Raw genomic sequence first — 12426 nt, 5'->3', positions numbered from 1 at the left:
CTTCACCCTTTTGTTTTTCCTTCCTTAAAGTTAGCCCATCACCTCCTTAAAGAAATTAGTTGAATACAACAGTCGTAATAGATCTTGCAGGAATGACAAGTTCCATTACTTCCCCTTCAAGTTCTATCAAAGTATCTTTATTTGCTTCTGTTTCATTTAGAAGAACGACGGCAATACTTTCATCTTTATTTTTGAATGCCACAAGTGATAGGTCTGAAAGCTCCGTTTCATGCGCGATTCTCTTCGCACCAGGCTTGATAAACTTACTAAAGTGTCCAATATAATAGTAAGAACTGTTGTAATGGACATCATTTTTTTCCGTATCCGCTATGATCGGCGCATCACAGTAATTGCCCACATGGTTCGGTCCGCCTTGCATATCAAGCACAAGATTCCAGTCGATGAATCCTTCTAGCCAGTTGTTCATATCCCCGATAATGTTTCTTGCATAACGCTCCCCCGTATGCCATGCACCAAGCTTCACGCCACCTTCAATACACCCTTCTGTGAACAATAAGTGTTTGTCTGGAAATGCTTCATGTACTTTGGAGAGATTCTCAAATTCCTCTGAAACATACCAGTGGTTCCCTGTTCCCCAAACATATTTCGCTGCCTCAGGATCGGACAATACAGTTGTAGCTCTTTCAACAATGACATCTCGATTATGGTCCCAGATGATAATCTTTTTCTCTCCAAGCCCGTTCTCTTCCATCATTGGACCTAAGAAGTTTTTGACAAAATCTCGTTCTTCCTCTGCTGTGTAAATACAAGAATCCCAAACCTGTGTAGCTTCCGGTTCGTTTTGCACGGAAATTCCCCAAATCGGCACCCCTTCCGTTTCCATTGCTTTTACATATTTCACATAATAATTGGCCCATGCTTCCCTGTACTCGTCCAACAATTTTCCGCCGTTATTCATCTCACCATTTGTTTTCATCCATGGTGGAGGACTCCAAGGAGAAGCTAATATGGTCAGCGTTTCTTTCGCTTCCTGCTCTGCTGCTTTGATAAATGGAAGAACGTACTTTTGTTCCCGCTCTATGTTGAAGGACTCCAGGCTCACATCTCCTTCTTCGACGTATGTATAGTTGCCCAGCGCAAAATCACTACTGTGGATTGCAGTCCGACCAAGATTGTATCCTAATCCTGTTTCTTTATTAAAATAAGCGTTGATAATAGCTTTTTTGTTAGTTTCTGATAGCTGAGACCAATTAAACGCAGCCGCTTCCGTAAATGCTCCGCCGAAACCAAGCCATTGTTGATATTGTTCTTCAGGTAAAAGCTTCACAGAGGATTTGTTCGTGTCTTCTTTCTGCTTCCAAGCAACCTCACTTAGTTCGTTCCAATGTCTTTCTCCATCTTTCTTCGTTTGAATAACTGTTACATTTTTCATAAAATAACCTCCATTTTTTTGAGTTCGTGCCAAAATGGGGGGAGTTGATGCCGAATCAACCCGAGTTCGTACCAAAACCACATGAGTTGATGCCAAAATCCCCCTAGTTCATACGAAGCCACTGAAATAGTCATTGATTTTAGATGTTGTTAAGACACCGCTGTTGATTTCCGCAAATGGCTTCGCTTTCCTAGGGGCTGACGTGAGTCTCCTCGGCAAGCCTGCGGGGTCTCCACCTAGCGCTATCTCCCTCAGGACAAGGAAGGCTTCGGCAGCGATTCATCGCACGAAAAAAATGCGTAGCATTTTCGAGGAGTCTTCGCCTTTTGCTCCAATCAACAGCTAGAAATATTTATTAACTTTACGTTAACAGTTTTTCAGTGTCTTCGTCCCTACCAAACCCATTTTCCCTTTCAAAAAAACCACTCAATCCTGAGTGGTCCTGTGTGCAGATTTTGTCATAAAGAATAAGCAGTGCTAAGTTCTGTTAAATGAACTTATATACTCCTTAAACTGATAATCTCCTGATATCTCTTCGCACTATCTTTCAAAATTCTTTCCTGCGTTTCAAAATCCACATACACCATGCCGAAACGCTTGTCATAGCCAAATGCCCATTCAAAATTATCAAATAAAGACCAAAGGAAATAACCCGCGATATTCATGCCTTCATCATTCAACTCAGCAACAGCTGTAATATGCTTCTCCACATAATCTTTACGCTCATGGTCATGTACACAACCGTCCACGACTACATCGTCATAAGCCGCGCCATTTTCCGTGATGTAGATTGGTAGATCGGTATAGTTCTCACGAAGTCCTCTGATCAATTCCTTAAACTCTTGTGGAGAAATATCCCAGCCCATACCCGTTTTCGGATAATCAGAGTATGCACCTTTATTTAGCATTGGGGAACTTGGATCAAACTCCACCAATGATCTTGCGTAATAGTTGATTCCGAAGAAATCACATGGAGTTGAAATCGATTCCAAATCTCCTTCTTGAATGAAATCAAAGTTATGAATCAACTTGGAAAACAGGTTAATCATATCCATTGGATAAGAACCTTTGAAAATTGGATCTAGGAACCAACGGTTAGCATAGCCGTCAGAATTGTTTCGTGCAATCTGATCATTGATTGAATCTGTTGGAGCATAAGAAGGCGCTAGGTTAAGTGTAATTCCAATCGGTGTAGAAGATCCGAATTTACCTTTTAACAACTTAACTGCTTCACCATGAGAAAGTAGTATATGATGTGCTGCTTTTACTCCTTCTTCAAGGTTTGTATGTCCAGGAGCATGATGTCCAAGGTGATAGCTCAAGAAACTTGCACACCACGGTTCATTGTGCGTAATCCATGAATAAACCAATTCGTCTAACTCTTCATAACACTTGTCTGCAAACTCCAAGAACCATGAAACAGACTCACGGTTTACCCATCCGCCTTGTTCGTGTGCCCACATCGGAAGGTCCCAGTGGTATAACGTAACCATTGGCTTGATACCAGCTTCCAATAAGCCGTTAATTAACTTTTTATAAAAGTCCATACCTTCTTGGTTATAAACACCTTGTTGTGGGAAAATTCTCGGCCAAGCGATAGATAGTCGATAAGAATCTACACCAAGACTTTTGATAATGTTGATGTCTTCTTCATAACGGTGGTAGTGGTCACAAGCAACATCTCCTGTGTCTCCATTCCACACCTTACCTGGTGTTCTTGAAAAAGTATCCCAAATGGATGGAGTACGACCTCCTTCATCGTGTGCTCCTTCTATTTGGTAGGAGGATGTTGCTGTTCCAAAAATAAAATCCTTTGAAAAATTTAACATGCCGTTCACCTCTTCTATTAATCTAGTTGCTTTTTATTTATTCTTTTACTCCACCTGCGGAAATACTGCTAATGATATATTTGGATAGGAACAAGAAGATAATCATAATTGGTACAACAGATATCGCGATTCCTAAATACATTGAACCTAGATTCTCTGCTACCTTTGATCCTCTCAAGAAGCCCATCATGACCGGTAACGTGTACTTTTCCGGACTGAATAAAACTACTAATGGAACAATGTAGTTGTTCCAAGATCCGATGAAGGTAAAGATACCCATTGTAGCTACTGCCGGCATCATGATAGGTAAACCTATCGTATGGAAAATTCTTATTTCACTTGCTCCATCCATTCTGGCAGCTTCCAATAATGTTGGATGCAGGGTGGAGACAAGAAATTGTCGTAGGAAGAAAACAACGAATGGACTTGCTATAGCCGGAATGATTAATGGGATATAACTGTCCAATGTACCTAATGTCTTATTTAAGTCATAGAATCCAATTAGACCTAGTTGGCCCGGGACCATCATCAAAATTAATACAGAAACGAATAGAAAATTTTTACCTTTAAAGTTATAAATCGCAAACCCATATGCCGTCAGTGCGGAAAAGTATGAGCTTAATACAGTGACACAAATTGCAATAAATACACTATTACCAAATCCTTGCCAAATGTTGACGAAACTTATCAATCTTTCATAGTTTTCCATGATTGCGCTACCTGGTAAAAGGGTGAACCCTTTTTGCAGTATTTCTGAATTGGATCTCGTAGCGTTGATAATCATCATATAAAATGGGATAAAGCTAATAATCGCAAGCAATATTAAAAGCCCGTAGAGGATGCTCTTTACAAAAGTACTTTTATTCACACTAACTCACTCCTAATCCATGCTTTTGCGGTACATAGCTTTAAATGTTGCAAACGAGAAGATTAACGTAATCAAGAATAATCCGTATGCGACCGCTGCGGCGTATCCATAGTTGTTAAATTTAAATGCCTGGTTGTACATATATAAAACCATTGTGTTTAGGGATCCTTGCGGTGCACCCATACCGTCTGTTAATAACATCGGCAATTCGAAAATCTGCAAGCCGCCAATAAGAGAAGTGATCATGATATATAACATAATTGGTTTTAACAATGGCAATGTAATGTGGAACAATGTTTTCCAACGGTTTGCTCCGTCAATAAGTGCCGCTTCATAGTAATCCTTTGAAATACCTGAAATACCTGCCATTAACACGATAAATGTATGACCAAACCACATCCATGCCCCGATTAAAGCAACAGACCATTTTGCTGTAGTAGGATCATTAAGCCAGTTGATTGGCTGAGAGATAATTCCTAAATCCATTAATAAATGATTCAATGTTCCATGATGCCAGCCTAGTAAAATACCAAACAATAAAGCTACCGATGCGATAGTAATCAAGTTTGGAAGATAAAGTACAGCACGGAAGAAACCAAGTCCTCTCATCTTCAAGCGGATATCAGAGAACAAAATCGCAAGCCCCAATGCTATAAGCATTTGGAAAAAGAAGTTAACTCCCCAAATGTACCAAGTGTTAAAGAATGCTTGTAAAAAGTAGCTGTCAGTAAGTAGTCTTGTATAGTTAGCCAATCCAATAACTTCTGGCACTCCCATACCGGAGTAGTTTGTAAAACTATAATAGAAGGTTAGTACTATTGGATAGATGCTAAATATTCCAAAGACGATGAAAAATGGTAGGATGAACAGATAGCCATAATGATCTTTTTTCTTCAAATCAATCGCCTTCTTTCTTATAACCCTGTTAATAAAAGAGATGATATGTTAAATAAATAACCTAGCTGTGGATTGGAGCAAAAGGCGCAGACTCCGACGGGAGATAGCGGCAGTTAACAGAGCTTACTTTAAATGATGGGTGGGAGCCAAGTTTCAGCTCCCACCACATCCCTTGTTGCATTATTCAGGTGTCTTAATATCTGGGTATGCATTCTTCACTAAACGATAGAACTCTTCAATTGCTTCTTCTTTCGTTTTCGTTCCTTCCACATACTCCCCAACCATAGATCCAAAGAATCCATCAATCTGTTGGTCATATTTCGTTACAGTACCTGGGTTGATATTTGCAGCTTCTTCTAAGAAGAACGTATAGTTATTTTGTCCGCCTAAGAATGGCTCTTGGAAATCACCTTTGATTTTTTCTGTAACCGGTAAGTAGGAAAGAACATCTCCTGTTTCTTTTGCCCAATCAGTTAAGAACTCTTCGTCATGTGTCATCATTTGAACGAATTTCCATGCAAGATCTTTATTTTCAGAACCTTTGTAGATTCCTAACCAAGTTCCGCCCCAGAAGTATGGGTTCGGACCGTTTGTTACTGCCCAGTCTCCAACCGTTTCTTCTGTGTTTGTTTTTAGAACACTGTGAAGACCCCAAGTTGGTAATGCATATGCGAACACTTCTGTTTGATCAGAACTTTCTTCTTTCACTTCTTCCCAACCTGCATTGTAATTGATTGGCTCATCCATTGCTGCAAACCATGCAGGAGACCATTCCGGTGCAAATGCTGTTAAATCTTTATCACGTAATTCTTTCGCATAGTCGAAATAGTTGATTCTTCCTTCTGTCAAAACTAGCTCGTTATTTTCGTTAACCCAAGGTTGTGGATCTTGACCTTGTGCAAACCAACGAACAGCTCCTTCATCAGGGAATAGACGGTAACCAGCAGATTTTAATTCTTCTCCAACTTCAAACAAACCGTCCATTGTGCTCATTCTTTCGCCGATCTCAGTAGGATCATCCGTACCTAATACTTCTTTAGCGATACTTCTTCTATAGAAGATACCACCTGGAGTTGTTTGCCAAGATACAGCTTTGATTTTACCTTCTGAATCTTTTCCTAGATCAAATACATAAGGGATATAGTCATCTTCCCATTCTTGAACGTTGTAAGGCTCTTGAGAAAGGTCTTCCCAATAATCTTGCTCTACCCAATCTTTAATGAAAGCAAGTTCTCCTGTAAATACGTCAGGAGCACCTTGACCGCTCTCCAATACTGGACGTAAACGAGTTGGATAATCTTCAATAGGAATAATCGTTAAATCAACCGTTACTCCATTTTCTTCTTTAAAAACATTGATAGGTTCTTGTAACTCATCGGTAAAGGACCATACTGTCAAATCTGCCTTCTTGGAAGAAGATTTGTCACCGCAGGCAGCCAATAAGCTTAACGTCATTACTGCAGTAATAAGAATTAATAATTTCTTTTTCACAAAATTACCCCCCGTTTTGTTTTTAAATACTAAAGCGCTTTCGAAAATGCTTATTTTTTAACTAAAGCGCTTTCGTTTTATGGATAAAAAGAAGACTGTTTTTAGTCCCCTCTTCACTCATCGACTTTAATGGATGAACAAGATTCCCTAATTATTAGTTCTACAGGGATAGTGATGGCTTTTTTTAGCTTGCTTTTTTCATTAATTTGCTCTAATAGCAAATCAGCAGCTGCTGTGCCAAGTTGATCCATATTTTGTTTGACAGTGGTTAGTGGCGGTGCTACATGTTTTGCTATTTCAATGTCATCATAGCCGATTACAGAAATATCATCTGGTACAGATAATCCTTTTTCTTTAATCGCTTTCATTGCACCAAGAGCCATGTTATCCCCTGCAGCAAAGACAGCAGTTGGAGGATCGTCTAATGACAATAATTCCTTCATTGCCTGTTCTCCACTTTCCATGGAGAAAAACTCACCATTCACGATGTAAGATTTGGGTATGTCCAGATTATGCTTTTTCACCGCTCTAATGAAGCCTTTCAATCTTTCAGTCCCTGCATACGTTTCCTGATGTCCGTAAATGTGTGCAATCTTTCTATGCCCGAGCGAGTAAAGATAGTCAACTGCCAACACACTTCCGTAACTATTATCACTATAAACAACACTTGATTTAGAGCTATGCATATCAATGATAACGGTAGGTAACGGTGACTCCATCAGTTTTTTTACTTCTGGATCATCAGATACGGAACAAACCACTACTACTCCGTCTACTCCTCTATGCCGGAAGTGATCTAGGTAGCTTTTTTTTTCGTTAATAATGTTTCTTGAAACAAAAAGCATGTCATAGCCAAACTGCTCTGCTCTTTGTTTAAAACTTTCAATAACGGCATTGAAAAAGGGATGTTTAATACCAACACCTAAGTTTTCCATAAACACCACACCGATTGTCCATGATTTCTTGGTCATCAATGAGCGTGCATGGGAATTGGGGTAGTACCCCATTTCTTCTACAGCTTCTAGTATCTTTTTTTTGGTTTTCTCACTTACATCTGTATAATTATTTAATACCTTTGATACAGTTGTTATAGAGAAGCCCGTCTTTTTCGCAATATCATAAATAGTTGTCATTGTTTTCCCTCTCTCAAACCGAAAGCGCTTTCGAAAGTAATTATAAAATATAATGAAAACGTCGTCAATAACTTTTTCATAGAAAATTTAGAAAGATAATTGTATGGTTACTGGTAAATCTCCCCTTCTCCAAATTTCCTCCTCATTTTAAACCTTTTCCAATCTATTTCGTTATAATTAATGAAGGATTCAATAATGAATGTAGTTACCCTGGAAGGTAGCTATCAAGAAGTTAAACAAACAAGTTCATGCCGTCAAACAGAAAGTAGGATTCACCATGATCGAAATTCACAATCTATCAAAAACATATAAACAGCAAAAAGTGCTATCATCTATCAATCTGCAAATCTCTACGGGAATTTTCGGTCTATTAGGTCCAAATGGCGCAGGAAAATCAACACTGATGCGAATTATGGCAACCTTAATGAAACCATCGTCAGGAGACATTCTCATTGACTCCATTTCCATCCTATCACATCCAGAAAAGGTCAGGAGAATGATTGGATACCTGCCTCAGCACTTCCATGTCTACCCCCAAATGTCACCATTAGAGATATTAGATTATGTAGGGGTGATGAAAGGGGTTACCAACAAGAAAGAACGCAAAGATCAGGTAGAAAAATGGTTACACGAGGTAAACTTAACTTCCAAAGCCGATGAGAAGATTAAGACATTTTCCCATGGGATGAAACAGCGTGTAGGCATCGCCCAAGCATTTATGGGAAACCCGAAACTAGTTATTCTAGATGAACCAACTGTAGGTCTAGACCCAGAAGAAAGGCTGCGCTTTCGTAATCTTTTATCTAAAGAAGGGCTTAACAAAAGTATCCTCCTCTCTACCCATGTTGTAACAGATATTGAAAGCAGTTGTTATGAAATCGCGGTAATGCGAAGAGGCGAAATGTTATTGGATGCTACAGTCGAAGAGTTGAAAGAATTAGCTTGTGGAAAAGTGTGGGAGGGCGTTGTTCCATCAGGATACTTAGAAAATCTGGAAGAAGATACTGTCCTGAGCTCAGAACATCGTGGTAGCTCTGTGTATGCACGAGTTCTGGCTGATGAAAAACCGTTTTACGGAGCCAAGATGCAAGAGCCTAGTTTAGAGGATGGTTATCTCGCCTTGTTAGGAGGAACGTCCTCATGAGATTCTTAAAACAATTACAACTAGAGAACCGTTTTCTTCTAAAAAATTGGTTTTTTCTGTTAGCACCTCTTGTGTATGGAATAAGTATGTCGTTGTGGATGATTAATCAAAATGATACGAATATAAACATTTTCGGGCAATATGCAACCAGTTTTTATAAAGCTACTAATGAATTTCTTGCGATTGGGCATACCCTTTCACTTGGAGTACTATTTTTAGCAAGTGTGCTTTCTATTAGGAGAGAGAAACAAACGGTGTTGTTAGACTGGACAAATTCATTGCCAAATTCCTTTTTGTACATTATTCTAGCAAAATTTTTATCGCTTGTTATTTACAGCGGTTTGTTTACTTTATTTTTTTTCTTGATCTTTTTGTGGCAAGGTTACTCGTTTGGCAAGGATTTCTCCTATTTACTCGACCATGGCGTTATCTTCTCTATCCAAAGTCAACTTTCTTACACGGTAACCATCTCTTTAGGGATGGTATTGGCTGTTCTAATAAACAACAGGATTGTATATATCATCGTTTTTTGTGCATGGATGTTTGGCACATTCTTTATGGAAGGCTATATTATTCAACGCTATCAATTATATTTTTTAAAGACGTTTCATCTTAATCAGTTTTTCATGGATATTTCTCATTCTGATGACTGGGGTTACCGTTTTTCTAGAAAAGAAACCTTGTACTCCCAGTTGTTTGTCTTGTTTTTCAGTCTGTTTTTGTTAGCCATTACGATTATGAAGTCATCTACTAATCGAATTTCATCTTTTGAAAAGCGGAAATGGACTTTCTTTGGACTCGTAACTGTCCTTACCATCGCTTCATTTTTCCCCTACGGTTCATTATGGACAGAACGCATTGGGCATTATGATCAGTTAAAAGCCGGCGCTTTACTAGAGCCTGAGACCGGAAGTTTACGGGACACTGTTGAGGATTTTTACAAAGTTACTAGCTATTCTATCAAATTGGAACATATTGGAGATGATGAATTTCACGTACGGGCGGAGTTGACTATTCCAAGAACGGAACTAAATTCCTCACTAAAGTTTAGTCTTTATCCTTCTTTTGAAGTGGACACCGTAACTTGGAACGGGGTGAAAGCTGCGTTTAAAAAGGATCATCATCTCATCACCGTTCAGGATCTAGAGCAACAGGAATTGAACCAGTTGGAAGTAGAGTATAGTGGAAGTCTTAATGAATGGGGACATGTTCACGGAAAAGAAAGAAATTTTGCTTTCTTGAAAAGAGAGGATATGTATCTCCCATCCTATATAGGTTGGTACCCTCTCCCAGGTAATTATCCAATTTATACACTATTTAATAGGGGTACCGAAGATTATATCCATCCCATTAAGTATAATCGTCATCTCGAATTGAACCAACAGCTACCCGTTTCCAACTTTCATGTAGAATTGTTTAACTTTGACTCTCCTGTTTTTAGTACTAGTCATTCTAGCAACACAACAACAGATGGGGTGCAAGTGTTTTCCAGTGAAAATGCGAAAGGTATGACACTCTTCTCAAATAATGGCCTTATTGAAAATACAGAAGATCTCCCTGTATCTATCATTGCTCACAAGGAAAATAACCAATTATTACTGGAAAATTTTGCAGATATGAAAGATATTAAAGAGTATTTACAGAGCTGGCTAGGTGAAACATTCCAACAAGACATGAAGCTAATTTACATTTCATCCCTTGATTTAGTCGGTGTGGAATATTATAACACCAACATTTTTGATGAGGCACTTTTCTTTGATGATAGCATGCAGACGTACGTACAAGTTGATGAAGGGAAAGTCATGAATAATACGATGACAGACTTGAAATTGAAGGTAATGACGTTTCTGCTGTTCGAACACAAATCTTTACACCACAACTACTACGAGGTCCCTGAAGACTCTGTGTTAGAGGGGCTAATTGAAGCATACCTGCTTGTTTTATATAAAGATTATTATGACTTCAAATGGAGTGATTTCGAGCAGTTTAACGGCACAGAATTCTATTATCTTTCCACTGTCTCCCATATAAACTGGATGGCCTCATCCGCAGATATGACTATCCTAGAAAAGTTTGATGAACTGATAGACTCGTACAAACTTCAATATAATGACCAGGTGGTATTGAAGGTGGCAAAGGAATGGGAGAAAGGAAATAAAGAGGAAGTAAAACAGTTACTTAAAGATATTTTTCAAGATATAAAGAACAATAACAAAAATTCTTTTACCTATGAAGAATGGATGACCTATTGGAATCGTACGTTTGAAAGCGGGGGAATGCGTTGATAAGCGATGAAAGGCTTCTAGAACAAATGGCTGAGGGTGACCAAGCGGCATTCGAAGCATTTATTCACAGGTACCATGTACAGATACATCAATATACAGAAAGGCTGTTGAAGGACTCAAAAAAAGCAGAGGATGTTGTCCAAGAAACATTCATTCGCCTTCTGAAGCAGTTAAAAACAAAACAAATACCAACATATCCAAAGGCCTGGCTGTACCGAGTTGCCTCTAACATCTGCAAGGATTATTGGCGTAGTGCTCAATATCGTTCAGAAGATACGGCTAAAGAGGAACTGCCTGTTACAGTGGATCAACAGGCATCTGTTGTTGAAATTTATGAACGTCAAGAAACGAGAAAAGAGATGTTAACTTCCTTAAAAAGTTTGTCAGAGTCACAACAACAAATTGTGACATTACGATTTTATCAAGACATGAAATTAAAAGAAATTGCAGACATTCTGGATCTACCTCTCGGAACGGTTAAATCCAATTTGTTTCATGCATTAAAGAAACTTAAAGGGGTATTATCAATAGAAGCAGAAAAGGAGGCGGAAAAAAATGAAGGAACAACACAACCAGGACCAAGAGCTGTATCAACTAGAGGATGAGATGAAAGAAATGTTTTCTTCATATGTCGTCAAATCGCCATCCAGTCAGGATACAAAAACATTGCTGGCAGCCCTGCAACCTACATTCAATGAAATTGGGATTTCACCTGTTGAGGAATTTAAACAAGAAGCAATACATCGGCCAAGCTTCCTTTCTCAGTTAAGATCACAAATTTCTTTTTATCAATGGCACTTCTGGGTGATGAGTACGCTCATTTTTGTCATGCTGACCTTATTTTCTTCCAACGTTTATGTTACAGAAGCAACACAGTTTTATCAGTTTGCGATTCCTTTATCGATGTTAGTCGGTGTGTTTTATACATACCAAACATGGAATAAACAAATGCGGACAATAGAGAGCATTACACCATTCCCACCCGCCTTGTTATTGCTAACTCGGATGGTCATCATCTTAATCATGAATATTATTTTGGGGATCTTGGGCTCCTTTTATCTAAGCTTTAAGGTACAACATTTTCAACTGCTTCCCTTTCTGTTAGATTGGATTGCACCTGCCATGCTAATCTATGGAATGATTGCCTATGTGATGATGCGAAAAGGAGTAAAGTTCGGTCTTGCCTTCGGGATCGCAGCATGGACAGCTCTTATGATTGCAGGCTCACTTTATCAGGCACAAGGTTATGCATACATTCCATTTTCACACAGCCAAGTAGCAGGCATACAAAGCTCCTTTGTCACGCTTGGTCTATTTCTACTATTCTTGGCTTATAAAAAAAGCCTGAAACTCCAGACGATGTTTCGTTAATTGAGGCGATATGAC

Annotated in this window: 10 protein-coding genes; 4 read left to right on the top strand and 6 right to left on the bottom strand. The window is 38.9% G+C overall.

Translation table 11 applies throughout. From position 1 onward, the window contains the following. Positions 1 to 55 precede the first annotated feature (55 nt). The 6 genes from AAV98_RS10665 to AAV98_RS10640 all read right to left on the bottom strand — a co-directional run bounded on the left by AAV98_RS10665 (position 56) and on the right by AAV98_RS10640 (position 7611). Positions 56 to 1393, bottom strand: coding sequence for a glycoside hydrolase family 30 protein (locus AAV98_RS10665; RefSeq protein ID WP_060665545.1), 1338 nt, complete (start codon positions 1391 to 1393; stop codon positions 56 to 58). 497 nt (positions 1394 to 1890) lie between these two features. Continuing rightward, positions 1891 to 3222, bottom strand: coding sequence for a GH1 family beta-glucosidase (locus tag AAV98_RS10660; RefSeq protein WP_060665544.1), 1332 nt, complete (start codon positions 3220 to 3222; stop codon positions 1891 to 1893). 37 nt (positions 3223 to 3259) lie between these two features. Beyond that, positions 3260 to 4090 (bottom strand): carbohydrate ABC transporter permease, encoded by an 831-nt coding sequence (locus AAV98_RS10655; protein ID WP_060665543.1) that lies wholly within the window; start codon positions 4088 to 4090, stop codon positions 3260 to 3262. A gap of 12 nt (positions 4091 to 4102) precedes the next feature. Continuing rightward, on the bottom strand, positions 4103 to 4987 hold the full coding sequence (locus AAV98_RS10650; protein WP_060665542.1) for a carbohydrate ABC transporter permease: 885 nt from the start codon (positions 4985 to 4987) through the stop codon (positions 4103 to 4105). Positions 4988 to 5167: 180 nt separating this feature from the next. Further along, positions 5168 to 6478 (bottom strand): ABC transporter substrate-binding protein, encoded by a 1311-nt coding sequence (locus AAV98_RS10645; RefSeq protein ID WP_060665541.1) that lies wholly within the window; start codon positions 6476 to 6478, stop codon positions 5168 to 5170. A 113-nt stretch (positions 6479 to 6591) separates the two neighbouring features. Then, a complete protein-coding gene (locus tag AAV98_RS10640; RefSeq protein ID WP_060665540.1) occupies positions 6592 to 7611 on the bottom strand; it encodes a LacI family DNA-binding transcriptional regulator in 1020 nt (339 codons plus the stop codon). A gap of 277 nt (positions 7612 to 7888) precedes the next feature. Here AAV98_RS10640 and AAV98_RS10635 point away from each other — a divergent pair, with 277 nt between their 5' ends. The 4 genes from AAV98_RS10635 to AAV98_RS10620 are packed head-to-tail and all read left to right on the top strand — an operon-like array spanning position 7889 to position 12411. Then, entirely contained in the window at positions 7889 to 8755 is an 867-nt protein-coding gene (locus AAV98_RS10635; protein WP_060665539.1) for an ABC transporter ATP-binding protein, read from the top strand. Continuing rightward, the gene (locus AAV98_RS10630; protein WP_060665538.1) at positions 8752 to 11040 is read left to right on the top strand and encodes an ABC transporter permease; all 2289 of its coding nucleotides are present in this window, start codon (positions 8752 to 8754) and stop codon (positions 11038 to 11040) included. Before AAV98_RS10635 ends, AAV98_RS10630 begins: the two co-directional genes overlap by 4 nt. Continuing rightward, the gene (locus tag AAV98_RS10625) at positions 11037 to 11645 is read left to right on the top strand and encodes an RNA polymerase sigma factor (protein ID WP_082380864.1); all 609 of its coding nucleotides are present in this window, start codon (positions 11037 to 11039) and stop codon (positions 11643 to 11645) included. The genes AAV98_RS10630 and AAV98_RS10625 overlap by 4 nt, the downstream gene beginning before the upstream one ends. Continuing rightward, positions 11596 to 12411 carry a hypothetical protein gene (locus tag AAV98_RS10620; protein ID WP_060665537.1) on the top strand — a complete coding sequence of 272 codons (816 nt, stop codon included), beginning with the start codon at positions 11596 to 11598 and terminating at the stop codon, positions 12409 to 12411. The genes AAV98_RS10625 and AAV98_RS10620 overlap by 50 nt, the downstream gene beginning before the upstream one ends. Positions 12412 to 12426 lie beyond the last annotated feature (15 nt).

Origin of the sequence: Bacillus sp. CHD6a (assembly GCF_001293645.1) — a bacterium.
Classification (GTDB): Bacteria; Bacillota; Bacilli; order Bacillales; family Bacillaceae_I; genus Sutcliffiella_A.
The sequence above is the reverse complement of the archived record's forward strand: the minus strand, read 5'-3'. Positions and strand labels throughout refer to the sequence as shown.

Bases quoted from the DNA above. Each gene is read 5' to 3' on its own strand.
- AAV98_RS10635 (WP_060665539.1), top strand. From the start codon at position 7,889: ATGATCGAAATTCACAATCTATCAAAAACATATAAACAGCAAAAAGTG.
- AAV98_RS10665 (WP_060665545.1), bottom strand. From the start codon at position 1,393: ATGAAAAATGTAACAGTTATTCAAACGAAGAAAGATGGAGAAAGACAT.
- AAV98_RS10620 (WP_060665537.1), top strand. From the start codon at position 11,596: ATGAAGGAACAACACAACCAGGACCAAGAGCTGTATCAACTAGAGGAT.
- AAV98_RS10630 (WP_060665538.1), top strand. From the start codon at position 8,752: ATGAGATTCTTAAAACAATTACAACTAGAGAACCGTTTTCTTCTAAAA.
- AAV98_RS10640 (WP_060665540.1), bottom strand. From the start codon at position 7,611: ATGACAACTATTTATGATATTGCGAAAAAGACGGGCTTCTCTATAACA.
- AAV98_RS10660 (WP_060665544.1), bottom strand. From the start codon at position 3,222: ATGTTAAATTTTTCAAAGGATTTTATTTTTGGAACAGCAACATCCTCC.